Here is a 26,240-nt window from a genome sequence, read left to right as displayed (position 1 = left end):
CTACCTCAAATTAAATAATACAATACACAAAACACAACTGCTACAATCATCAAAACCCAATCAAATAATCTAAGTTTTAATGTAGTCATTACTGTTCTACTATAATTTAATGCCAGTCCTCTTGTTATTGATGCCATTGTTAATTCATTACCAATTTTAATCACACTGTTTAACAATGGTACTAATCTATACTCAATAAATTTCACTGGATGTTTCAATGCAAATTTTAAATTTATCCCTCTCATTTTCATTGCATCTCTGATTGCTTTAGATTCTTCTCTAATCGTTGGTATAAATCTGAACATCACCGCTAAAGGAATAGTAAGCTTTCTAGGAAATTCCATGCGCTCTAAGCTAGATATAAATTGTTCTACTTCTGTCGTCTTTAATATATAATATCCCATTAATAAAGCTGGCAAAAACCTTGTTATTATACCCGCTACAATAAAAATCAGGATAGTCAGTACTGGATTATATTGCATAGCTATCATTGATTCTACTAACCATGCCATAATGATAAGCATCATGAAAATAAAACCTATCCAATATCTACCTATAACAATAATTAAAACTGAAGGAATAATCATAAATATTAAACGAATATAAACTACTGGCACCATATCATTCACAGTTAAACTCACAAGAGAGATTATAAGTATTAATAGCAATTTAGTCCTTGGATCCAAAAATTTGTTATTTCCATCTTTAACCAAAACATCGTTCATCATTAAATGATTCCCGCGTGTTTAATATGTTTTTTTAAAATTTGAGAGGCAATCCATATGCCAAACCAAGCACCAATAAAAGTTGTTAACATAATAACTGGCACCATTTGTATTGAAAAAATACCTTCTACTGTGCGTTCATATGCAATACCGTACTTCTCTTTTATAAATTGTAAGTAGTCATTTCTCATAAAGTAAAATGGTAATAAATTACCAATTGGCCATATTGAAAAAACGATATAACCTATATAGTTTAATTTTAAATTTTTATAATTTCCTATTGAAATAATCCAATCAGCAATCACGATAATTGGAACACTTAAAATTAATGCAATCCAAGGATGTCCCATAATAGCTAACATTAAACAAATAATAATTCCACAAATTGATAACGCACCAAACTTTTGGGTTTTAGTAATTAATAACAATATCGGTATGCCTCCGATAAGCCCTATCATAGCTGGTAGTAATAACATAAATATTGGTATAATTCCCAAAATACCTGGTGGAGCAATAAAGATAAAATATAGTGCTGTAAATAGACCAATATTTATCAAATCTTTTACGTCGATTTTATTCTTTTCCATTTATAAATCCCTTCAATCAATAATTTACGTACATTTTTATAAATTAATTATAGTTTTATTAAAACCATACTATAATTGAAAACTATTATCAATAAACTGATAATAAAAAACAGAATAGGGTATCAAGTTTCAAAAAAATTACTCTTCTAATAACATTAACGATCTGATGTCTATGCTAAATTAAAACAAGCTAAGACAATATATGCCTTAGCTTACTTAACCTTTTAATAATTCAACTTTAAATCCCTTAGTTCAATATTGAACTGCTCTTTCAATAATTTTGTTTTTAATTTATCTGGTACTTCTATTTGGTACGTAAATTGCTTTTTATCTTTTGTTTGAGACAAATATCCATAAGTAAATGACGAATTTGATTTAATTGTCGTTAATCCTTCACTTAAAATATAGTTAAATTCTAAACATTGCAATTGAAGATAATGCTTACCAATCAATTTTGCTTCTAACATATTTGATAACTTGTTTTCTATAATATAAAACGATAAATTATCAAAGTCTTTTGTAAAATATGGTGTAAATCTGTAGTATTTATCATCATATTTTGCAATCGTACTCGTTTCTTTTCCATATCGGTATTTCGATCGTTTATTACCTATACGTTTAGTTATTGTAATCTGATCAACGCGCATTTCTAAAAATAAGTCCCAAGTTCTCTCTTTCACTAAAAATGGTATTAACTCATTTAAGCCAATATTGAATTTGAATTTTGACTGATCATTTACTTTTAGAGGGATATAAATCAATTCTCTTTTGTTGCGTGACACCAGTTTTAATTGTATCTTTGAAGCTAGCTGATTAGGATTTATAATCGACTTTAAAAATTCAATTTCTAAATTAAACCCAGACTCATCAAATGTAAAATCTGACATATTAATATCTGGTTTCATTTCATTTTCAAAATGAAATTCAGGTTCACTCTCTCCAAACTGTAATATCAAACTATTTTTATGCGCACTGATATTATAAATGTCGCCATTTTTATAACCTGCTTCGACCTTTTGATAATGTTCGAGGTCTTTTTTACGAGCGTAGTATAGTAATGGCTTAATACTATCTTTCACTTTATCATCAATACGCTCAGGAATTTCTCGAATAAAGTCACCGATTGCATCCATCCATTCAGCTTTTTGATCCTCTGCAATTCTCAATGAGAATTGTGTTGTCCTTGAAAAACTATAGTGACGCTCAATAAAAATGCGTAACACTTCATCGACATTTTTTAATGTGGGACTCGCTAATATAGATTTTACGATTAATGTCATTGTATGATAATAATCTTTAGGCGACACGTATGCTGCACTCATATGTTCACCGTCACGCCTGGTTGCATAATAATATGCTTTATCTGCAAGTACACCTATTTTCTGAGCATTTACATATGCTTGCATCGTAAATATTTGGTCTTCTGCACTACGGATGTGTTCAGGAAATTGAATACCGAATCTCCTTAATAAATCTGTTTTGTAAAACTTCGTAGGACTCAGTGTATAAATAATTCTAGATTGCTCAATTGTGACATCACTATTCGTTTCAGTGAACATTGACCTTGGAACACCACGACCATTCACACCTTCCATTTTCACTAAAACGACATCTTGCTGATACTTGTTTACAAAATTTGCTACATCTTTCAAAGTATCTTTGTGTATATAATCATCAGAGTCTACGAAAAAAACATATTCTCCTTGTGCCAATTGTAACGCTGTATTCCTTGGCTTTCCTGGTCCACCTGAATTTTGTTCCAGTTGCTTAATCGTCAAATTCATCTTACTTTGATACGTATTTGCAATATTTACCGTTTCATCTGTAGAGCAGTCATCTACTAGTAGCACTTCAAAGTGTTTTTTATCAAATGTTTGGTTATTCAAGCTATCAAGTAGTTCGGCTATATATTTCTCGGAATTATAACTAGGTATAATTACTGAAAATTTCATTATTTATTCCACCTTTTTAAAGTCGTATCTATATCTGCATAACCCATTACATCCAAGTTACTAACTGCCGAATACATTTCTAACCAATCTCTCACTGGAACGTCCATCCTGATATTTAAAGTGCTTATCTAAGAATGGCTCTACTTTTTCTACTTCAAAATCTCCTTGTTCCAGAGCTGTCATAAGTTCTGTAAATGTTTCAACAATTTTCCCTGGGACAAACGTTTCATAAGGTTCATAAAAATCACGAGAGGTGATATAGTCTTCTAAATCAAATGCATAGAAAATCATTGGTCGCTTAAATACTGCAAATTCATAAACAAGTGATGAATAGTCACTGATTAAAATATCTGTAACAAATAAAATATCATTCACTTCTCTAAATTCTGATACATCCACAAAATAGTGCTCGTATTGTCTTGGTATTTCAAGCTTGTTTTTGACGAATGGATGCATTTTAAACAATACAACTGCATTGTTCGCTTCACAGTAACGAGCTAATCTAGCAAAGTCAATTTTAAAGAATGGATAATGTGCAGTATGGTGACCATTACCTCTGAATGTAGGTGCAAACAACACTACTTTCTTACCTTGTATCATTGGTAATTCCGTTTCCATTTCTCTTACAATTTGTTGTTCATAATATTCATCAAACAAGGTATCTGTTCTTGGTACACCAGTAGGTATAATATTCTGCTCTTTTATGCCAAATGCTTCTCCATAAAACGGTATATCTGTCTCCGAAGATACAAACGCTTTCGTATAGTTTCTATGGTTTACAGAATTAAAGAATGGTCCACCTTTTTTACCAGCTCTACTATAGCCTACCGTTTTAAAAGCACCAACTGCATGCCATACTTGTATGATTTCTTGGCTTCTTCTAAATTTAACTTTATACAACAATGGGTGAAAGTCATCTACAAATATGTAATCAGCCTTTCCTAATAAATATGGAAATCTAAATTTATCTAAGAAATTTCTTCTAGCTGAAATATTTGATTTAAATAATGCATGTATTTGATAATGTTGGTCTAAATTTTGACGTAACATTTCATTATATACGTATAAAAAATTTCCTGACATGTCACTACGAGAATCTGAAGTAAATAAGACCGTGTTGCCTTTTCTCAGGTGGAAAAACCGAGTTAAATTAAATATTGTTTTGAATGTAAAGTCACGTAAATTATAAGAATATTTATTATATTTACCTTTCAATTCATTAATCTTTAACTTTAACGGATTTGTCTTTGGGTTTGGGCTTTTAAATTTTATATCTAATACAAACTCATTCACTTCACTTGATATTACCGGACTTACACTATATTCTGTTTGTTTTGAGTTGCCTCCCTTTTTAAACACCCATTTATAGTAAGCGAGAAGGTAATTATTTTTACTATTTTTTGTTTCTTTCTCTTCATATTCTATTAGTGCTTCTTCTGTTAAATCATAGTTATTAGGATCTAATAATGTATCATTGATCTGTGCGATATAATCATAGTCTGCCTTATAAATGACAAGGTATTCATCACTTGGTAAATAATTCCCATCATTTAAAATTGCAACATTAAATCTTGCTTTAAAATGATTGTCTTGAATTTCTACATGATTGGCCTTAAGTTGCATTGTTTCAGTTAAATTCCTTAAATAGATTGCTTTATCTTTTAACTCGATACCTTCTACATGACCTTCAATATATAACTGAATTCTTTCCCAATAAATATGATCAATCACGAATTTTGATTTAGTCAATTTAACAAATCCTCTCTTAATACAAAACTTCATATTCCATGTAGTATATTTCAAATAAAAATGCTTTCTAATTAATTATTTTTAAATAGCTTAGATACCTTTACATTGTCCACTTAATCACAGTTTTACCCCATGACGTTGATAAGTCCGCTTCAAATGCTTTTATCGCATCATTAATTGTTTTAACTTCATATTCCTCACCTTTTAATAAAGACAATTTCTCAACAATATCTGGATTATCTTTATATAACTTGGCTATATCTCTAAAGTCTTGCGCACTGCTACGACTACTACCAAATAATGTAATACCTTTTTCTAATACCATTCTAGTATTGATTTCAACAGCATATTCACTAACGCCTAAAAGACTTATGCTTCCTTCCGGTGAAATTAAATCAATCATTTGATTGATTGCTGCCTGACTACCTTTACCACCTACACATTCAAATCCATGATCAAATGTCACACCATCAGGTATATCATGAATATGGTAAACTTCATCAACAAATGAGAAATGGCTCAATTTAAAGTCTGTTTTACCGAATGCATATATTTTGGCATCTGGATATAATTTGTGTAGTAACATGGCAGTTATATAACCTAAATTACCATCACCCCATATACCAAAACTATTTCTATTCGATATAGACTTTTGTTTAAAACGTTGTATTGCATGCCAACTCACACTTACTAATTCAGAATAGGCAATCGTACTTAAATCCTCAACAGAATCATCAATTTCAACAAGTCTATCATGATCCATAAACACATAATCTTGCATAAAACCATCAAATCCACTTGATCTAAACTTACTACTCGGTAAATAATTCTCTGAAATAACAGCATCTACTTCAGTAGGCGTATTCGGAACAAGTAATACCTTTGTACCCACACTAAATCTGCCGAGTTGATCATAAACAACTTCTCCTACACCTTCATGAATGAGTGACATTGGCAACTTTTGATTTAACACGCTTTGATTACGACTACCGGTATAATATCGTTGATCTGCTGCGCAAATAGATAAATATAGTGGACGTACTACTACTTTATCGCTTTTTATATTTTCATTATTATATGTGACTTCGATTTGTCTTGGTGCAACGAGTTGATATACTTGGTTAATCACTCGACATCCCACCTTTAATAATTGAATTAGCAACTTTAAGATCATAAGGTGTTGTTATTTTAATATTATATAATTCGCCATTCACTAATTTAACTTTTTCTCCACTAACAACTAAAATCTTACAAGCATCTGTCAAAATCTTCTTATCTGTTGCAGATAATTTGTTATAATTCGTTCTCAATAAATTGATATTAAATGATTGTGGTGTTTGCCCTTGATACATTTCACTTCTAACTGGTATGGATTGTATTGATTCACCATCATTCGAAGTAATGATGGTATCTGTAGCAGATATTACTGTATCCACCGCTCCTTGTTGCAACACTTGATCAATATTCTCTTTGATAATTCTTCTTGTTAAAAATGGTCTCACAGCATCATGTGTAACAATCACGTCCTCATCCGTAATGCCAAATGTTGTTTCAATAGATGAAATAATATTCATAATCGTTTCGTTACGATCTGAACCACCTTGAACGATATTAATTCGTTCGTCATCAATACCGAATTTATTCAAAGTATCCCGCGTATGTGAAATCCATTTTTGTGGTGTAGCAATGTATATCTTGTCAAATTCATTTGTTAATAAAAATTTTTCTACAGTATGCACAAGAATTGGTTTACCATCCAAATCTAAAAATTGCTTTGGCAAAGGTACATTCCCCATTCTTGAACCAATGCCTCCAGCTAAGATGCCAGCATAAATCATATAAATTCCTCCCTAAGAACTACATTATTTATCAAACTACTGTGTGCTAAGTGACATGAACTTTTATAATGACAAGGCATAACCGTGTCTCCCAATTCATTTGTTTTAGATTATTAAAACCCCTTACATTTTTCCTTTTTGTTGTTATACCCTTCGTTGATATGTCTTACCCAACATTTATAAATTTATATCTCCTTTTTATTTAAAAGACTCTATTTTAATTTTAAAATTGTTATTTTTCACTATTTGAGAAAATAATATCTATTTTTAGTTTTATTCAATTTTAAATTTTCAGAATATATTTACAAGTCAGATAATCATTAGTATATTTTTACATATAACCTAGATAGGCAATCCTGTTTTTTATAATTTATAACTTTTTCACCTATCATATAAACACAAAAATTGAGGTACTTTGTATTTTCAAAACAATTAACTCGAATGATAAAGTGATTTAATTCACACCATACCTTGGAGGCGAATACATTATGTCTAAATCAGAAAAAATCATAAAAGAAGATCATCAATACTTTGCTAAACCTGGCAGAATACCATATTATCCACTAGCTATCTCACACGGCTATGGTGCCACTTTAGTCGATGTAGATGGAAAGGCATATATTGATTTATTATCAAGTGCTAGTTCCCAAAATGTAGGCCATGCACCTGAGCCTGTTACACAAGCGATCAAAGATCAAGTAGATCGTTTCATCCATTACACACCTGCTTACATGTACCATGAACCTTTAGTTAAACTTTCTAAAAAATTATGTGCCATCGCTCCTGGAAATTATGAAAAACGTGTACTCTTTGGTCTTTCTGGATCTGATGCTAATGACGGTGTTATCAAGTTGACCAAAGCATATACTGGACGACCTTATGTCATTAGTTTCATCAATGCCTATCACGGTTCAACCTATGGTGCTTTATCGATGTCAGCAATTAGTTTAAACATGCGTAAAAAGTATGGACCAATGCTACCTGGTTTCTATCACATCCCTTATCCTGATAATTATCGAGGCATGTATGGTAATACAGAACCCAATTCTGTTAAATCGTACCTTGCACCACTTGAGGAAATGTTTGAAAAATATGTACCTGCTGAAGAAGTAGCCTGTATTATGATTGAAACTTTCCAAGGTGATGGCGGTCTGTTAGAACCTGTCGAAGGCTATTTTGAAGCCTTACAAGCCCTGTGCAAAAAACATGGTATTCTATTAGCCGTTGATGATATTCAACAAGGCTTAGGTCGTACTGGCGAATGGAGCTCAGTTTCACACTTCGACATTGAACCTGATATTATAACTTTTGGTAAATCATTAGCTGGTGGTCTTCCAATGTCAGCAATCGTCGGCAGAGCTGAAATCATGGACCATTTGGATGCACCAGCACATTTATTTACAACCGGAGCAAATCCTGTAAGTTGTGAAGCCGCATTAGCAACACTAAAAATGATTGAAGATCAAAATTTATTACAAGCTAGTAAAGATAAAGGTGCTTACGTGCGAAACCGTATCGATCAATGGGTTGAGCAATATGCCTCCATCGGTAATGTCAGAGGTAAAGGTTTATCCATAGGCATCGACATTATTTCTGATAAAGTAAATAAAACACGTGATGCAGATGCTGCTTTAAAAATTTGTAATCGTTGTTTTGATAACGGCGTAATCATCATTGCGGTTGCAGGTAATGTATTAAGATTCCAACCACCTCTGGTCATTACTTATGAACAACTAGATCATGCACTTAATGTATTAGAAAGCGCAATTCAAGATTTACAATCTGGTAAGTTAGACGATTACAATGTCGATGGACAAGGTTGGTAAGTTAATTCAGTGTTCATATACACATTTGTTCTATTAATTGGTAAAAAAAAGAGTAGATACCCTTATGAATTGCTATAAGGATATCTATTCTTTTTTTGATTTTTAAAACTATATAACATTCAAACTTATGACACGTATATTGTCACTTTACCTGTTACCAACATCATGCCCAATTTCTACTGTCTTGTCATTTTTATTAAATAAAGCTGCCTGTACACTACCAAAGTTTGGATCATTTCTTTTTTCTTCAATTTGGAACCCTAAACTTTTGAATATGTCGATATCTTGTTTGGATGTTGCATTTTCATAGAAAATTTTTCCACCATCGTTATAGAAACGAGGTTTATCAATTGATTCTTGCAATGTTCCATTGCCTCTCAAGTAATCGACAAGCACTTCATTAATAGTAGTCGGTATTTTGTTACCTCCAGGTGTTCCAATGCCTAAGTAATAATCTGGTCCGACAACGATACTAGGTGCAGTAAATGATCTTGGCTCCTTATGTTTACCTGCATAATTTGGACTTGCAGGGTTGCTAGAGAAGTTTGAAAGTGAGTTATTCATATAGAATCCTTCTTTCATATACTTACCAGTACCAAAGAAACTAGACAATGTATTGGTTGTACTCACTAGCTTACCTTTCTTATCAATAACAACAAAGTGTGTCGTACTTGTGTTATCCATATTAGTTGTATTGAAGTTACTGTTAAAATTCACTTCATTTAATCTACCTAAAAGATAATCTTGAGATAAATATTGATCATAGTCTTCATCTTGTCCGTTGACGATATCTCTATTTCTATACATCAACGCTCTTGATTTTAATATTCCCGTTATATAATCCAATCGATTATCTGGTGCACCTTTATTATCAGTAGACTCATCTATTTTCATGCCTTGAAGCATCAATGTACCACCTAGTGGATTTGAGGCAGAATATATTTTTGTATTTAAATAGTCTGTACCTACTGGTTCTTTTTTCGTTGTTTTGTATGATTTAAAGTCTTTCTCTGTCAATTTATCATCAACTTGCTTGGAAATACTTTTACCAATTTTATCGTAGAAGTAATCTGGTCCTTTGTCTCTAATACCTCTTAGTGTTTTAGCTAATTCAGGCTGTTTGATAACATCTCCTTCTCTCTTTGTCTGCTTACCATCAAAGAATGAAGAATCTCTATCTACATCTGAACCATATAACTTCAAACTTCGTTCTAATTCAGAATCTACTTCAAAACCATCTTCTGCAAGTGGGATGACATAATTTAATATTTTCTTTTCATCCATTTTCCCTGCATCTTTGTGTGCATCATGTAAACCTCGAACAAACCCCGGCGTACCGATTTGGTCTTTAGATTTATAATTAAATGATGAGATATCTTTGTATTGCCATTGTTTAGGTGCAACATTTGCTTGACCATCATATGCTAACATTGCGCCACCACCACCTAAACCAGATGAATGTGGCTCTGTCACCGCTAATGCATAAGATATCCCTACGGATGCGTCAACTGCATTGCCTCCATCTCTAATTATTTTCTCACCTACACGTGTTGCGATAGGGTTATTTGATGCTACACCGTAATTTTTGTCTGATGTATCTTGTTTATGATCAGCAATTTTATTCTCATATAAATCGTCTTTATCATAGTTGTCTTTTTTTGTGACTAAAAAAAATAACACAGAAATTATGATAGTAAGAATGAGTATTACGATGAGCACGCGTTTATTATAAATGCTCATACTCAGGCTCCTTTAGACAAATATTGATGATGTGTTGATTTAAGTTCATTTAACTCATATTGATCAAGGCCTTCATTTGCTTTTGCAAAAACAATCAATAGGAAAATGACTAACACGACTATAATCACTGAAAGACTCACCCAGTTTTCTTTAATGTTCATATACGTAACCTCCATTCTCTTTTTTTAGTTTTACGCTATCACTTTGCAAATTATTTAACAGTTTTACTTCTTCTACTTTATTTGGTCTTGATTCAGTTATTTTTCCACCTTGTGACTTTATAGGCGTTACCATAAATTGCGATTTCTTGCCGTCCCAATTTTGTTGAACGGTTAATCCTTGTTTATTTTTTGAAAGAAAGCCTTCTGAAGTAACATTACCTAAACTATAAAAAATACTTGTCTTTTTGTAATTTTCAATTTCTTGAACAACAGAGTTGTGACCAACAATTACGTCTGCACCAGCATCTGATAATGCGTGTGCATATTGCCTTTGTCTTGTTGTAACACTTCTTTCATCAGGGATACCCCAATCGACATTGACAACAACATAATCATTATTTTCTTTTAGCTTTTTAATTAATGGTATAAATATGCTAGGTTCTAAGCTAATGGATGTCGTATTTTTTAAAGGATCAGTGTAATCTGATTCAACATCTGAAAAGGAAACTGTAGCAATTTTTTTCCCTTTTACAGTTTGTTGTACAGTCTTACTATTTATTGGATTAGATCCATTACCTGTTAAATAGTTATAACCGGCTTTTGATTCAACTGCTTTGCTGAAATCTCTAGCAGTTATATTATCTGTCACTTGATTGATAATATTTAAACTTTTAATATTCAAACTTTTTAAAAACATAACGTTGCTTAAATTTCCTTTAATATTTCCATTTTTGTCATTTGCAAATTCAGAAAGTTTTAAGCTTGCTGTGGAGTAATCACTCCCTTTTAAGATATCTTTTATAGCACTAAACGAATCGTTGATATTATTTTTACGAATATGTTTATTTAATTCTACATTGCCTAAATAAGTCATCCTGATATCATTATTTGCTTTCGCCATAGCTTTAACTGGATATGTTTTTATTGATGTCATTGTAAATACTAAAAGTACTACTGCTGCTAATAAGATAATACTGGTGTATATGGTGTTGCGTTTTTTATGACGCTTGGTCCACTTTAATACACGTTCATCTATAGAAAGTCGTTTTGAATTCTTCATATACATGCTCCTTACTAATTAATAAAGCTATAAAAGAATAAGATGACGTAAGTAATACATGTTAAAAGCATACATGTAGATAAAGTAATAATGACACCTTGTTTTTGAATCGTGTTTGCAATAATACCTGGTATCACAACCCCTATACCTGACATTTCTACCATTTCAAATGGGGTCAGTGGGTAGATTAAATCAAATATAAATTTCAATACCATTCCAGTTAGTATCATCGCTGCAAACTTTCTCCTACCATATAATATGACGAATCTGCTCACACCATGATTCACAATAAAATATGTAATACAACTGATGATCAGCACGGACAATAACATAACTGGTTGATCAAAGATTAAAGCTAAATAACCTGGAACTACGAGTCCAGCTGGACTAATACCGAATTTTTCGGCAAAGATTAAACTTAATACAATGCCCACAAATAATGAAAAATATAACTCTGAACCTATCATATTATTTGATCCCTTCTATATATTGCGCTATTTGTTTACCTGGTCCGTGAATATTACCAACACAAAAAATTAATGCATTGTTTGATTCTGAATGTAATGCTTCTTCAACTGCTTTCATACTTTTTCCTTCAAAGTTCAAATATTTTTTATTTGGCTGTTGTTTCATTGCTTCAGTAACCATTTGTGTACTTTTACCGGTACAAATTAAAGTGTCAAATTCAACATTTGGAATAAAATCATTCACAAATTGTTTTGTTCTATCCACCCTATCTGCACGACAATTGAGTATGATAACTATCTTTGAATAAGGATAATTGTAATCTTCAACCTTATTTAATATCGCAATTGTCGATTTTGGTTCATTTGCAGCAAATGCATTTACATAAACATTCGTCGTGTTATTGGCATTAAAGTATTTAACTTCAACGGCACCCACATCAGGAGGTGCATTGAGCATACCTCTAAGAGCCGTTTCTCTATCAATACCTAACGCTTCCGCAACACCCATGGCAATTGCTACATTATCTGGAAAGACTATGTATCCAAATTGTCTTAAATAAGATTCCGGAACTTCATCTTTATCTACCACAATTAGTTTGGTCTTACGTCTTTTCGCTACTTTTGCAAAAAAATCTGTATAATCATCCTTCATAACAATAAGATGACCTTTGTAAGGAATTGTGGCCGTAAACGCTTCTGCTACTTCTTTTAATGTTGGACCAAGCACATCCATATGATCCTCCATCACATTTACAATGACACCAATATTAGCCTTAACCAATTCTCGTTGAAATGTAAGTTGATAATCTGGATTTACTGCCATACATTCGTTTACTAAAGCATTTGCTTTTTGTTTTACTACTTTACGAATAATATCTCGTTGTTCACCTATGTTGGCACCCTGAGGCTTTCTATATACGGGATACTCTCTCGGTGTAAACCAATACAACATACGCGCATCTGTACCTGTTGTCTTTCCAATAACTCGATAATTGTCTTCACGTAACGTGCTATATATCAATCTTGTAATGGTAGATTTACCTCTTATACCATTAATGTTTATGCGTATAGGTATTCTTTCTAATCGTCTGGAATGTTTCTTTTTTTCGACGATACCCAACCATAGAATTAAACCTACACATATTATGATTAGTAGCAAATTTGGTCCCTCTTTTCATCAGCATATTAAATTTTTATTTGAATGCTTAATAGTTCAATTAAGAATTAGGAGACTTATATTTATTCTTATTAAAAAAAGAGTTAACTAACTTATTTCTAGTTAGCCCCTATCATTCAATACAGTCATGCTATCATGGTGGTATTGAGATAGTTTTAATTGTTTGAAGGACTGATTAATTAATTGTAAATCCGACTTTACAAACAAAGTAATTTTACACACCGATACCCATCGAAGTATTGATATGACAATGATTTAATAACAGAAAATAATCTTATAAAAATAACAAAGAAATTTTAATAATTTTTATGTCTATTGATATTATGATTTCTAAAAAATATAAACTTTACTGCATCTTTACATGATATTAAAAATTAAGTGTTACATTATATGTGTAGTAATTATTAACTATATCTTTAGGAGGCAGTTCATTGAGTAGATCTGTAAAATTTGCAGTTTCAATCTATCTAACAATCGTAGCAGTATTATGTTGTAGCTATTTAATCATGATTTTAATTGGTAATTTTCAGGGGAACGATATGCGCGGCGCTGTCTTAGATGCTGATAATAATAAAAATGTTGAACAAATAAATCAAAATGATAATACAAATAATAACCAAGGACAAACGACATCAGAAACAAGTCGTATTCCCAAAGATAAGCAATCAACTAATTCAAAAAATGAATCAGTTCAATACCAAAAATTAACTCATACATCATCAGTAGATAATAATAAATCTACGAGTCATGTATGAGTTTTATTAATTTATTAATTATTTTTAATCAAATATTTACATTAACATTACTACTTAACTTCCTTTTTTTTATAATAAAACACTTGATACCTTCGCTTAAGATATAATGATATTGAATAATTTCATAATGTTGAGAGCGAGGTTTTATTATGTCTAAAATAACTGAAACAGAAGTTGTGCGCATTTTAAGTGATTTAATCAGCATTAAATCCGTAAATGAAAATGAAATTGAAGTTTGTAATTATTTAAAGGAATTATTAGATAAACACGGTATTACTGCAAAGATAATTAAATTATCAGAAACGCGTGCAAACCTTGTTGCTGAAATAGGTAATAATGGACCCGTCTTAGGTATTTCTGGACATATGGATGTTGTTTCAGAGGGTGACGTTTCTAAGTGGCAATATGATCCTTATAAATTAACTGAGGTTGAAGGAAAGCTTTATGGACGTGGAACGGCTGACATGAAATCAGGTTTAGCCGCATTAGTTATCAGTATGATTAACATCCATGAAACAGGTACTTTAACATATGGTAGAATTCGATTACTTGCTACAGCTGGAGAGGAAATCGTGGGCGAGGGTGCCAAAGCTTTTCAATCGCAAGGATATATGGATGATATATGTGGCCTCATTATAGCTGAACCATCCGAAGATAGGATTATTTATGCACATAAAGGTTCTATGGATATACGCGTTACTTCAAAAGGTAAAGCAGCCCATAGTTCAATGCCAAACTTAGGCTATAATGCTATAACTCCACTTATTGATTTTGTTTATAATGCAAATGACGGATTTAAAAAGTTTAATCAGTCAAATCCTTTACTTGGCCCTCCAATCATGAATGCGACAATATTCAAGGGAGGTAATCAGGTCAATTCATTACCCGAATATGCAGAAACAGAATTCAATATTCGTACAATTCCAGAACATGTTAATCACCAATTTGTAAGTTATTTCAATTCTATTTTACAACAAATTGAAACAGAGCAAACTCAAATTACAATAGATACTTATATGTCTAGACCACCAGTATTTACCACAGGAAACAATTCACTCGTACACCATGCACAATCATTTGCTATGAAATATCTTAACACTTCTCTTGAAGCACAAGCTTCACCAGGTGTAACAGATGCCTCTGACTTATTAGTAGATAAAGATGAAAATTTTCCATTCATTATGTTTGGTCCAGGCAACGTTAGCCAAGCACATCAAGTTAATGAACATGTAGAAAAATCCATTTATTTAGCCTTTGTAGCATTGTTTACAGAAATGTTACCAACCTATTTAAAGAGCTTAAATTAAATAGATAAACACCCATATTACATTTTGAGTTAGTGGCTATACAGAATACTCACTAACCTTTATGTGAAATATGGGTGTTTTAATTTGTGATTTATGCATTGATTGCTTGCAATCGCTTTTGATATTGTTTTGGCGTTTCTCCATATTTTTCTTTAAATAATTTAATATAATAACTCGTTGTCGAAAAACCACAAGCCATTGCCACTTCAGTTACAGAGTGATTTTTATAACTAAAAAGCATGTCTATACTTTGTTCCAATCTATAATTTAAAACATATTGAAATGGTGTTTGATGCATGTATTGTTTGAAAATTTTTATCGTTTCAGACTCACTCATGTGAATGATAGTGCTTAAATCTGACAATGACAATTTAGTTGTTGCATTGTATTGAATATATTCAATCAATTGTTTCACACGAATATCAAAATGATACGTAATCGTCGTCACTTGATTATCCATAATTCTGTTAATATATTTTAAAATCTTATAATAATTAATGGTAATGTCTATCATGTAATCGTTTGACTTTTCTTCGTAACATTTCCCTGCCTCGTCTATCAATCTCAAGATTTCAATTTGTATATCATCTTGCTGACTTAACTTTAAATATGGAGATTTATCAGCATTATTTACTATATGTGTAACATAATTATATTCCATATAATTCGAAGCATCTGGCAATTCAATATTCCAACAATAAAAGGCGGTATCTGGTAATTTTCCAGTAATTTCATGCACTGTATTTGAGTTAATAAATAACCCTTCTCCCTGATTTACAGTTTCTATATTTTCTGAAATAACTATTTCTAATTGTCCTTTTATTACAAATATAAATTGTAATGCTTTATGCCAATGTAATGGAATATAACCAAACAGAGTTTGATTTAGTACTGTGTGTAAAATAATATGTTTCCATTGTTGATTCGGATATTGTATGAGCTCTTCCCTTGTATCTGTAACAATAATTTCATTGTACATAGTTCTTCACCTCAATATATTGCTATTTTTAAGTGATTTTTAGATATTATATCACTTAAATTTCGCTTATAGTTAAAATATAATTATATTTTACAGGTGATCATATGCAACTTATAAATGAAAAAAGAATTTTAGGGATTTTTTTGGCGATAGCAGGTGCTTCATTTTGGGGATTAGGTGGTACTGTATCTGACTTTTTATTTCAACATCGACATATAGAAATAAATTGGTATGTAACTGCACGTTTATTGATTAGTGGGATTTTGTTACTAGTTATTTCTAAATTGTTTAACCCTAATATATCGATTTTTATAATATTTAAATCAAAACAAAGTATTTGGCAATTAATGATATTTTCAATATTCGGTATGCTTTTAGTGCAATATTCTTATATGGCATCTATCAACTATGGGAATGCTGCAGTAGCAACATTGTTACAATATATTGCCCCACTCTATATTATTCTATGGTATGTTTTACGCGGAAAAGAGCGGTTTAAATTTTTTGATTTAATAGCAATCGTACTTACACTTTCAGGGACGTTTTTATTGTTAACTAATGGCTCACTGAGTAATTTAACCGTTCCAATGCCGAGTGTTTATTGGGGTATTATTTCAGGAATTTCATTAACATTTTACACACTTTATGCAACACGATTATTATTACGTTATCCATCTGTTCTTGTCGTTGGATGGGCAATGCTTATTTCCGGAATTTTATTAAACTTTAAGGCACCAATATGGGATGTTAATATTACAAATATCAGCCTCTCAACTGGGATATACCTTGCTTTTGGCATCATTATTGGCACAGCCATCGCTTTTTTATTCTTTATTCAAAGTTTGAACTATCTTACTGCCAAAGAAACCACGTTATTTGGAACCATTGAACCCGTCATGGCTATTGTATCTAGCGCTGTATGGTTACATGTTAAATTCCTACCGCTTCAAATCATAGGTATTATATTAATCATTATCTTAATTTTATCATTATCTTTGAAAAAGCAATAATTGAATCATAAAGAAAGGGAGTGTGAATTGAAATTTGTAAATTTCAACTCACACTCCCTTTAATTTAACTTTTGCACTATTTCATTTTTTACAGTAGCCTTTGCTATTGCTTCAAAATACATCTTAATTTCGTAATCACCTGTCTTCTTTCAGGAATATCAAACACAGGATAAATATGGAATAAATTATAGCCGATGATAAATTCATGTGGCACCTTATACTGATTCAATAAAGTAGATAAGCGACGTACATCCGGGTATAGTAATTCTTTTGTCCCTACTATCAATGTGATGTGCCCTAATCCTGTTAAATTTCCATTGATTGGAGAAATGCGCCAATCCTCTATAGGTAATTCCGATGCCCATTGTTTTATAAAATATTTCAATCCATGTACACCAAGCATTGGATCCTTATTTTTATATTTAAAGATATCTGGATTACTTAGGCTAGCATCTAGTACTGGAGAAATTAACACTAAATTATCTGGCTGATTAATACCTTGCAACTTCATCAATTGCGCAAATGACAATGCAATTTGTCCTCCTGCTGAGTCACCAATCAGCGTAATACGTACCCCGTTTTGATATTTATTTTGTATTCTATTATAAATGACTTCTAACATATTAAATGTATCTTGATAATTTGCATGGGGCACCTTTGGATAAATCGGCATAATAACAATTGCATTTAACTCATTGGCAAGTTGATCTACAAATTGAAAATGCGCATCTAAAGGATCTTTAAACCATGCACCGCCATGAATATAGAGCACCACATCTTGTACTTCATCTTTTTGTTCATTGATTATGTATGTTGTAGCACCTGTTATTGTTTCACGCTTAATTCCACATTTAAATTGATGATTTAATGTCGTATGTGGACCATAGGTTTCAACTTGAATGTTTGATTGAGCTTGCCTTGCCCCTTCTACAGTTAAAAAAGCCTTTTTCGTTTGTTTTATTTTTAACATTATCTCATAAATGAAACTTTTATAACTGCGCTTCTCTTTTAGCTTTGCATAACTATATGTACTTAAAATTACCAAAAATGGTAATATAAATATTCTTTTTAACATGTCATCGCCTCCTTTTCCAATGATAATAAAGTTATCGCATTTTGAAAAAGGATTTATTCTATTTTAAGTATATTTCACTTTTTTATAAAAGAGGTAATTCACTAATAACTACCAAATAATATTATTTTCTTCATTTAGCCCCTCATTGAGTAACTTAGCCATATACAGTTCATCAAAATAGTGATCATCCATAAAAATAGATTGTCTTTTAATACCTTCAATCTTAAAACCTAATTTTTCGTAAAAATTGACTGCAGGTGTATTTGTTGTAATCACCGTTAGTTCTAGTCTTCTCAATCCTTTTCGTTCTGCCCATTTTAATGTTTCCTCAAACATTTGTGTCGCATATCCCTGTTTTCTATACGCATTTATCATACCTGTATTTATATAGCCGATGTGTTTTATTTTAGATATTGTACTTATATGAACCATCAAATAACCTACAATTTCACCCTCATCGGTTTTAACTCCTATATAAAAGTTGAACTTGAGTTCCTCAGACAACTGCTGATGATTAAAGTTTCTTTCGTCTGGCAAATATAACATAAATTGTGATTCTTTATCGATTTGTTTCATACAGTGATACAGTGCTTCTGCTTCATTTGGGCAAATGCGTTCAATTCGCATAACCCCACCTCCCACTACTAATTATCACTATAATACAATATTTCATTTAATAATGATACATTTTATTAAATGAAACCAACTTTTATTTTACGCAATTTATAATGTAAAAAAAGTCCCACACAATCAGTTTATTGTAATTAACCAATAGTGTAGGAACCTACGATAATATATTATATACTTTTCTCTCTATCTTTCTATACTTTGATACATTAGCATTAAATGTTTTTCAAATTCCTGCATATCGATAAAACGTCCCTGCCTATGCATCTCTTTACCTTTTAGATAAATTAAATCCACGGGAACAGTAAAGATATTTAACTCTCCTGCAATCGCTTCTAATTCACTTTGATTGATTACACCTAGTGCAACACCAGGATATTCTTGAACAAGTCCCTTTATTTGTGGCAATACTGCATGGCATACACTACAATTATCTCTCATCACATGGATGACCGCTAAATCATGAGCATCTATAAAATTTTGAAATGAATTGATTGTTGATAACGTTTGATTCACCCTACGACCACCTTCCTTAGCTCATAAAGTGTATATCATTATGATATAAAAAAATACCTTTTCGCAATTTATTTGCTCTGAAAATGACTTTATCATTTTCATATAAAGAACGCATTATTATTTTTGGTCAGTAATCAACTGTTGAATACGGTGTCTTGTTTGTTCTGTATATCCTTGTAGACCACCAGTATGAATAAATAATATGTTTTCTTGTTTATCATAATATCCTTGCTTTATCTCTGAAATTAATCCGCGAAATGCTTTTCCAGTATAAGTTGGGTCAAATATAATACCTTCTTGTTTTGCAATTTCAATATAAAAGGCTAATTCTTCATCTGTAGACTTGCCATACCCTAATCCAATATATTGATCATTGATTTGAATCGTATCAAAATCAGTCATATCGCTATCCAATTCATGAATAATTGCTTCCACCTTTTCTTTAAATGCCTCCGAATTTTGGTCTACCGCATATCCAATAATTTCTATGTTCTTTTTATTTATTTGATTTCCATACCATAAACCCGCATATGTGCCACCTGAACCAACTGCCACGTTAATAGAATCAAAATGTAAATTCAATACTTTTGTTTGGTTCATAATTTCTTCATATGCATTTATATAACCGTGTGTGCCAATCCAATCTGAAGCACCTACAGGAATAATAAATGGTTGCTTTCCTTTGGCTATTAACTGTTCCTTAATTTCTGACATTGTATCTTCTCTAGAAACACTTGAGTCTATTTGATGAATATGAGCACCAAGCATAGTGCCTAAAAATAAATTTCCTTCAAATATCGCTTCATCGCCTCTTAATACTAAATGGCATTCTATATTATATTTTGCACATAAAGCCGCCGTTGCACGTGCATGATTTGAAGTAATAGCTCCTGTCGTTATCACCGCATCATAATTATTATCAAATACATATTGAATTGAGTACTCTAATTTTCTAACTTTATTACCAGATATTTCTGCGCCAGTATAATCATCTCGTTTTACATAAATATTTTTACCAAGCTGTTCACTTAAATAATCTAACTTTTGAATTGGTGTATTTAAATTAGCAACATTTAATTTGCGTTGTAACAATGATCATTCCTCCTATGATTACCTTTGTTCCATTTAATATGTACTAAAAGTGATTAAATTTTGGAAACACTTAACATGTAAAATACTTCAGCATGAATTAGAGTGATTACTTGTTATAATCATACTTTAATAGTGAATAACGATTCATATCTCTGTATGCCTCACCATCAAACATATCTTCTAAATCCGTTCCGACAAAAGAGAAACCTGATTTTTCCGCTACTTTATTACTAGCAATATTGCGAACATCTGCCTTAATAGTCAATTTGTTCAAGCCAAATACTTCAAAGGCAAGGTAGCACAAATGTTGAACGCATTGCGTAGTAATCTGACGGCCTGCGTAACTTTTAGCAATCCAATAACCAATTTCTGCCTTTTTATGTTGCATTTGGATGTTATGTAGATCAATCGTACCAATCAACTCATCTTTAAAATAGATAAGATATAACCGACCTTTATTTTGTGCTTGATGTTCTAACATCATTGTTAAATATTGTTGTTCATCTTCAAGTGTCATATCCTCTTGAATAAAGTCTAGAAAGGTCGCCAAGTGTTGATAGTTAGATTTTATTGTATTATACAACGCTTCTGCCATATATAATTCTGGCTGTACAAGTCTAATTTGAGATGTAACATTAATCGATAGTTGATATTCCATATAATCACCCTTTATATCTATTTACTTTATAGTAGATATAAATTCAGAATTTTTCAATATTTAATTTACGTAAACAACAAAATATTAAATGTAGTAATTTATAGCAAACACAAACATCACATTGTCTATAAAAAAACACATAGTCTAGTACATAAATACCCAATCTCAAAGAAGAGGGCTAATCCTTTATAGATTAGTCCTCTTTATATTTAAAATCTTACGATTTTGACCGTGCATGCTTGCCTGGGGTATGGTTCGAGCCTGTAGTCTCTCACTCATACGATTCCCCTAGGCGTCAGCACGTTACAAAACTAGTACAATATATAGTTTGTTTTTCAAAAAATAAGGGCTTTTCGTATAATTTAATAATCACTACTTATAACATATGGCATGTTTCTTAAAGATAAATCAAGAAAACGCCAATTTCTATATAATCTCAATAGAAATTGACGTTTATTTTTTAGTCAGAGATGTTTATGTCCCAGACTCTTAAAATGATTTTTAATAGTATAACAGTATGCTATACACAATGATTATCTCACTGTAATAAGTAAGTCTCCACTTGTTACATGTTCAACATCTTGGACTTTAAAGTTTCGCTCTTCTAAGTTTGTTAATACTAACGGTGTCACAATACTTGGTGCATGTGCCTTAATGTAATCAAGGTCTACTTTCATAATCGGTTGCCCTTTTTTAATGTGTTCATCCGTTGCTACTAAACTTTCAAATCCTTTACCTTCTAACTTCACAGTATCAATACCAATATGAATCAATAATTCTAAACCGTCATCAGAAACCAAACCAATTGCGTGTTTTGTTGGGAAAATTGTTTTAACCGTACCGTCAAATGGTGCTACAATCGTTCCCGATTCTGGAATAAAACCAACACCTTCACCCATCATTTTCTGAGCAAATACTTGGTCAGGAACCTCACTTAAAGGTACAATTTTTCCACTTCCTGGCGCAAAGATTTCAATCAGTGTTTGATTATCTGCTTTATCTTGACTATCTGACGGTGGTACTTGTACTACCGCTTCATCTGTAATTGTAGTTTCACTTGGCTTTGTAATTTCACCGTTCATAATTCTAGCCATATCATGCTTGATTTGATCTGATTTCGGACCAAAAATTGCTTGCATATTATTACCAACTTCAAGTACACCTGATGCCCCAAGTTGTTTTAATGAATCTACATCGACAACAGATTTATTATTAACTTCAACTCTAAGACGTGTAATACAAGCATCTAAATGTTTAATATTATCTTTACCACCCATTGCCTCTAACACTTTAAATGGTAAATCATTTTTGGCTACAGTATTACTTTGCATGTCTTTGTCTTCTCGACCCGGTGTCTTATAATTAAATTTCTTAATAATGAATCTAAAGATAAAGTAATATAACACACCATAAACGAGTCCTACAGGTATAACGAGCCACCATGCTGTTTTATTCGGCATAATATTTAATAGTAAGAAATCAATAAATCCACCTGAGAATGTGTAACCTAAATGAACATTAAGTAAATACATAATCAAGAAACTTAAGCCATCTAGTAACGCATGAATAAAGAATAATAAAGGTGCTACAAATAAGAATGAAAATTCTAGCGGTTCTGTAATACCAGTTAAGAATGATGTTAAAGCGCCAGATAACATCAATCCTCCGACAACTTTACGATTTTCTTTTTTAGCTGAATGATATATAGCTAATGCCGCAGCAGGAAGGCCGAACATCATCACTGGGAATTCTCCTCCCATAAATTTACCGGCTGTTAATGATACATTATCACGAATTTGATCTATAAAGATACGCTGATCACCGTGAATGATTTGTCCTGCAGCATTTTTATAACTTCCAAATTCAAACCAAAATGGCGCATGGAATATATGATGCAAACCAAATGGTATTAATAATCTTTTGATAAAACCAAATAAGAATACTGCTAAACCTGTATTTGAATCTAGTAAACCTTCACTAAATGCATTTAGGCCATGTTGAATTGTTGGCCAAACTAATGCCATTGGAAAGGCTAAAATAAATGAACATGTTGCCATCATAATAGGTACGAAACGTTTTCCAGCAAAAAATCCTAAATAACTCGGTAGTGATATATTATAAAATTTATTATAACACCAAGCTGCCAGTGCCCCGACAATTATACCGCCAAACACACCCGTTTGTAATGTTGGAATACCTAATACACTCGCATAACCACTCGCTGCGTCATCGACGTTTTTAGGTGTAATTTCTAAAAATGCACCCATTGTTTTATTCATAACAATAAAACCAACAAATGCTGCAATTGCGGCTACACCATCCCCACTTGCTAATCCAATAGCTACACCAAGCGCAAAAATAATTGGTAAATTATCAAAAATAATACCGCCTGCGCCTTCCATCATTTTAGCTACATTCTGAAAACCTTCTACTTTAATAAATGGTAAATAAGACTGTAAAAATTCTCCTTGAAAAGCTGTCCCAAGAGCAAGTAATAGTCCAGCAGCAGGTAAAATTGCAACTGGTAACATCAACGCTTTCCCAATACGTTGCAATTGCCCAAAAAGTTTCTTAAACATAAATAACATCCCTTCTTAACTCACTAATTGTATGTTAATGGCATACAAAAAGGCATGAACAAACAAAGACTATCCATCTATAATAGTCATTTCGTTTGCTCATGCCTGCCTCACCAGTAACACGCAATATGATATTGTATTTGAAGTCATTATATAATGAAAGCGCTATTTTTACAATATCTTTTTCTATATTAATTAGAAATTACTTACTTCAAGAAAACGAGTGTCTAATAACCTAATAGCAACGCTAAGGTCATAGCTAAACTACATACAATTATCCATAACACAATCAGTTTCCAGGCAAATTTCAACCATTGTACGTATGTAATCTTACCTACTGCTAATGCTCCCATCAAAATTGCAGATGTCGGAAACAATACATTGCTGATTGCATCACCATATTGAAAAGCCAATACAGTAAGTTGTCTATTGATACCTAATAAATCAGAGATTGGAACCATTAATGGCATAGTCGTTAATGCTTGACCAGAACCTGAGGGAATAAAGAAATTTAATAAGAATTGTAATACAAACATCATTAAAATCACAATTGTAGGATGTACACCGTGTAATAACATCGTCATACCATGTACGATAGAATCAATAACTTTCCCATTTTCTAATATGACAATTATACCTTTAGCAAACCCAACAATCATGGCGCCAAAAAGGATGTCTTTCATCCCTTCTATCATCGCATCAAATGTACCATTCACGCCTAATCCTCCGATAATTCCTGCTAATAAGCCTGCAAGAATAAAATTAGCGCTCATTTCATTAAATGACCATCCAAACGTAAATATGCCGTAAACATTCAATAAAATGGTTAGACTGATAAGTAAAAGTCCACTGGCTTGCCGTTTACTGAAGCGTGGTTTATCTACTATATCTTGCTTCACCGCTTCTTTCTGCTCTAATTCATAAACGATACTATTGGACAAATCTGCCTTTACTCTTCGACCATACAACATGACTACAGAAATTGCTACGCTTAATACCACAATATAAATCATCGTACGAAGTCCCCATCCTGAGAACATAGGTAATTCTGCAACCGATTGTGCGACACCAACAGTAAAAGGATTTAGCATGCCGCCCAAAAAACCACTAGCGGCACCAAGTATAACCATTGACACACCAGTCATAGCATCATAACCTAACGTTCGTGCAATTATAATTCCAATTGGTACAAAGATAATTGTTTCTTCTGCTAATCCTATCGTAAAGCCTAGTATTGAAAATGTTAGCATTGTTAAAGGTATCATCAATATTTTAAGTCTACCCAATTTTTGCATTGCCGTATTCACACCATTTTCAAATGCACCTGTCTTATGGACTATACCAAACGCCCCACCTACTAAAAAGATATAAAATACGATTTCCCCACCACTAATCAAGCCTTCAGGGATAGCACGAAAAATATCAAAAAAAGATACACCATGCTGTTGAATTTCATGATACGTTCCAGAAACTACGAGTGTTTGTTCTCCTTTTTTCTCTCTATCATAAGTACCAGCAGGTATAATATATGTTAATATGCTTGCACAAATAATAATTGAAAGTAACAATGCGTATGTATGTGGTGTTTTCATACACTTTAATTTATTAAATAGTTTATCCATGATTAGATTACACCCCTTTGTTACACATTTAATATGTAACTTTACTCTATACATACATAACCTATTTTCCAGGAAATATTCAATCACATTAATTTTACATATAAAATAAGAGCCTGGGACATAAACATCTCTATCTAAAGAATAAACCTCAATTTCTATTGATATGATATAGTAATTAACGTTTATTTTTTAGGCTGATATGAAGTTTTACTATGATGATGTTAGCAGTTTTCGAATTTACCATATAGTATTGTTACAAGGATCTTAAATACAAATTTTGCTATATCATTATTAGGAATTAAAGTTGAAATATGCATAGGTAGTGTAGTTTGAGGCATGTTATAATCTTTATACAAAAGGCATCTTGTTAATTTAGTTTAATAGTGATTATTAAATTATACGAATGGACCTTATTTATTTGAATAACAAACTATATATTGTACTGATTTTGTAACGTGCTGACGCTTAGAGGAATAGTATGAGTAAGAGACTACAGGCTCGAACCATACCCCAGGCAAGCATACACGGTCAAAATCGTAAGATTTTAAATATAAAGAGGACTAATCCATAAAGGATTAGCCCTCTTTTTTGAGATTGGGTATTTATGTCCCAGACTCTTCCTACGATTAGTCAAGGTATCATATTTAAAATAAGCATTACTGAATTAAACCGTTCAATTTAATTTTTTTGAATAAGGTGTTAAACTAGATTTGATTGTACGTTTGGCTAATGTGGGGA

23 protein-coding genes are annotated in these 26,240 nt (G+C 31.9%); 4 read left to right on the top strand and 19 right to left on the bottom strand.

Going from position 1 to position 26,240, the window contains the following annotated elements:
• Positions 1 to 5: 5 nt before the first annotated feature.
• The 6 genes from MHZ36_RS01870 to MHZ36_RS01845 all read right to left on the bottom strand — a co-directional run bounded on the left by MHZ36_RS01870 (position 6) and on the right by MHZ36_RS01845 (position 6,851).
• Positions 6 to 728 (bottom strand): energy-coupling factor transporter transmembrane component T, encoded by a 723-nt coding sequence (locus MHZ36_RS01870; protein WP_239229246.1) that lies wholly within the window; start codon positions 726 to 728, stop codon positions 6 to 8.
• Complete coding sequence (locus MHZ36_RS01865; protein ID WP_239229245.1) at positions 728 to 1,312, bottom strand: MptD family putative ECF transporter S component; 585 nt, start codon at positions 1,310 to 1,312, stop codon at positions 728 to 730. Before MHZ36_RS01865 ends, MHZ36_RS01870 begins: the two co-directional genes overlap by 1 nt.
• A gap of 224 nt (positions 1,313 to 1,536) precedes the next feature.
• Positions 1,537 to 3,264, bottom strand: a complete 1,728-nt coding sequence (locus tag MHZ36_RS01860; protein ID WP_239229244.1) for a glycosyltransferase family 2 protein — start codon at positions 3,262 to 3,264, stop codon at positions 1,537 to 1,539.
• A 60-nt stretch (positions 3,265 to 3,324) separates the two neighbouring features.
• The gene (gene tarL / locus MHZ36_RS01855; RefSeq protein WP_239229243.1) at positions 3,325 to 5,013 is read right to left on the bottom strand and encodes a teichoic acid ribitol-phosphate polymerase TarL; all 1,689 of its coding nucleotides are present in this window, start codon (positions 5,011 to 5,013) and stop codon (positions 3,325 to 3,327) included.
• A 100-nt stretch (positions 5,014 to 5,113) separates the two neighbouring features.
• Positions 5,114 to 6,142: an alcohol dehydrogenase catalytic domain-containing protein gene (locus MHZ36_RS01850; RefSeq protein WP_239229242.1), complete on the bottom strand. Its 1,029-nt coding sequence runs from the start codon at positions 6,140 to 6,142 to the stop codon at positions 5,114 to 5,116.
• A complete protein-coding gene (locus MHZ36_RS01845; protein WP_239229241.1) occupies positions 6,135 to 6,851 on the bottom strand; it encodes a D-ribitol-5-phosphate cytidylyltransferase in 717 nt (238 codons plus the stop codon). Before MHZ36_RS01845 ends, MHZ36_RS01850 begins: the two co-directional genes overlap by 8 nt.
• 488 nt (positions 6,852 to 7,339) lie before the next feature.
• Between MHZ36_RS01845 and MHZ36_RS01840 the strand changes: the two genes are divergently transcribed.
• Positions 7,340 to 8,677 carry an aspartate aminotransferase family protein gene (locus tag MHZ36_RS01840; RefSeq protein WP_239229240.1) on the top strand — a complete coding sequence of 446 codons (1,338 nt, stop codon included), beginning with the start codon at positions 7,340 to 7,342 and terminating at the stop codon, positions 8,675 to 8,677.
• A 147-nt stretch (positions 8,678 to 8,824) separates the two neighbouring features.
• Here the strand turns inward: MHZ36_RS01840 and MHZ36_RS01835 are convergent, their stop codons facing one another.
• The 5 genes from MHZ36_RS01835 to pgsB are packed head-to-tail and all read right to left on the bottom strand — an operon-like array spanning position 8,825 to position 13,264.
• Positions 8,825 to 10,417 (bottom strand): gamma-glutamyltransferase, encoded by a 1,593-nt coding sequence (locus tag MHZ36_RS01835; protein ID WP_239229239.1) that lies wholly within the window; start codon positions 10,415 to 10,417, stop codon positions 8,825 to 8,827.
• 2 nt (positions 10,418 to 10,419) lie between these two features.
• Positions 10,420 to 10,578 carry a hypothetical protein gene (locus MHZ36_RS01830; protein WP_239229238.1) on the bottom strand — a complete coding sequence of 53 codons (159 nt, stop codon included), beginning with the start codon at positions 10,576 to 10,578 and terminating at the stop codon, positions 10,420 to 10,422.
• Entirely contained in the window at positions 10,568 to 11,638 is a 1,071-nt protein-coding gene (locus MHZ36_RS01825) for a CapA family protein (protein ID WP_239229237.1), read from the bottom strand. Before MHZ36_RS01825 ends, MHZ36_RS01830 begins: the two co-directional genes overlap by 11 nt.
• A gap of 14 nt (positions 11,639 to 11,652) precedes the next feature.
• Positions 11,653 to 12,105, bottom strand: coding sequence for a poly-gamma-glutamate biosynthesis protein PgsC (pgsC, locus tag MHZ36_RS01820; RefSeq protein WP_042740332.1), 453 nt, complete (start codon positions 12,103 to 12,105; stop codon positions 11,653 to 11,655).
• A gap of 1 nt (position 12,106) precedes the next feature.
• Entirely contained in the window at positions 12,107 to 13,264 is a 1,158-nt protein-coding gene (pgsB, locus tag MHZ36_RS01815; RefSeq protein WP_239229236.1) for a poly-gamma-glutamate synthase PgsB, read from the bottom strand.
• Positions 13,265 to 13,713: 449 nt separating this feature from the next.
• Between pgsB and MHZ36_RS01810 the strand changes: the two genes are divergently transcribed.
• Both MHZ36_RS01810 and MHZ36_RS01805 read left to right on the top strand, forming a co-directional pair.
• On the top strand, positions 13,714 to 14,037 hold the full coding sequence (locus tag MHZ36_RS01810) for a hypothetical protein (protein ID WP_239229235.1): 324 nt from the start codon (positions 13,714 to 13,716) through the stop codon (positions 14,035 to 14,037).
• A 149-nt stretch (positions 14,038 to 14,186) separates the two neighbouring features.
• Complete coding sequence (locus MHZ36_RS01805; protein WP_239229234.1) at positions 14,187 to 15,344, top strand: ArgE/DapE family deacylase; 1,158 nt, start codon at positions 14,187 to 14,189, stop codon at positions 15,342 to 15,344.
• A gap of 91 nt (positions 15,345 to 15,435) precedes the next feature.
• Here the strand turns inward: MHZ36_RS01805 and MHZ36_RS01800 are convergent, their stop codons facing one another.
• Positions 15,436 to 16,323, bottom strand: a complete 888-nt coding sequence (locus MHZ36_RS01800; protein ID WP_239229233.1) for an AraC family transcriptional regulator — start codon at positions 16,321 to 16,323, stop codon at positions 15,436 to 15,438.
• Positions 16,324 to 16,427: 104 nt separating this feature from the next.
• Between MHZ36_RS01800 and MHZ36_RS01795 the strand changes: the two genes are divergently transcribed.
• On the top strand, positions 16,428 to 17,333 hold the full coding sequence (locus MHZ36_RS01795) for a DMT family transporter (protein WP_239229232.1): 906 nt from the start codon (positions 16,428 to 16,430) through the stop codon (positions 17,331 to 17,333).
• 103 nt (positions 17,334 to 17,436) lie between these two features.
• Here MHZ36_RS01795 and MHZ36_RS01790 read toward each other — a convergent pair whose 3' ends face one another.
• From MHZ36_RS01790 to MHZ36_RS01760, 7 genes are all read right to left on the bottom strand, one after another.
• The gene (locus tag MHZ36_RS01790; RefSeq protein WP_239229231.1) at positions 17,437 to 18,408 is read right to left on the bottom strand and encodes an alpha/beta hydrolase fold domain-containing protein; all 972 of its coding nucleotides are present in this window, start codon (positions 18,406 to 18,408) and stop codon (positions 17,437 to 17,439) included.
• Between the two features lie 108 nt (positions 18,409 to 18,516).
• Positions 18,517 to 19,035, bottom strand: coding sequence for a GNAT family N-acetyltransferase (locus MHZ36_RS01785; protein ID WP_239229230.1), 519 nt, complete (start codon positions 19,033 to 19,035; stop codon positions 18,517 to 18,519).
• A 186-nt stretch (positions 19,036 to 19,221) separates the two neighbouring features.
• Positions 19,222 to 19,551 carry a thioredoxin family protein gene (locus MHZ36_RS01780; RefSeq protein WP_239229229.1) on the bottom strand — a complete coding sequence of 110 codons (330 nt, stop codon included), beginning with the start codon at positions 19,549 to 19,551 and terminating at the stop codon, positions 19,222 to 19,224.
• Positions 19,552 to 19,668: 117 nt separating this feature from the next.
• Entirely contained in the window at positions 19,669 to 20,643 is a 975-nt protein-coding gene (locus tag MHZ36_RS01775) for a D-cysteine desulfhydrase family protein (protein WP_239229227.1), read from the bottom strand.
• 106 nt (positions 20,644 to 20,749) lie between these two features.
• Entirely contained in the window at positions 20,750 to 21,301 is a 552-nt protein-coding gene (locus MHZ36_RS01770) for a GNAT family N-acetyltransferase (protein ID WP_239229226.1), read from the bottom strand.
• A 533-nt stretch (positions 21,302 to 21,834) separates the two neighbouring features.
• Positions 21,835 to 23,880 (bottom strand): glucose-specific PTS transporter subunit IIBC, encoded by a 2,046-nt coding sequence (gene ptsG / locus MHZ36_RS01765; RefSeq protein WP_239229225.1) that lies wholly within the window; start codon positions 23,878 to 23,880, stop codon positions 21,835 to 21,837.
• Between the two features lie 227 nt (positions 23,881 to 24,107).
• Positions 24,108 to 25,502, bottom strand: coding sequence for a YfcC family protein (locus MHZ36_RS01760; protein WP_239229224.1), 1,395 nt, complete (start codon positions 25,500 to 25,502; stop codon positions 24,108 to 24,110).
• Positions 25,503 to 26,240 lie beyond the last annotated feature (738 nt).

This window comes from Staphylococcus sp. ACRSN, assembly GCF_022346615.1.
In the GTDB taxonomy this organism is placed as follows: Bacteria; Bacillota; Bacilli; order Staphylococcales; family Staphylococcaceae; genus Staphylococcus.
The sequence above is the reverse complement of the archived record's forward strand: the minus strand, read 5'-3'. Positions and strand labels throughout refer to the sequence as shown.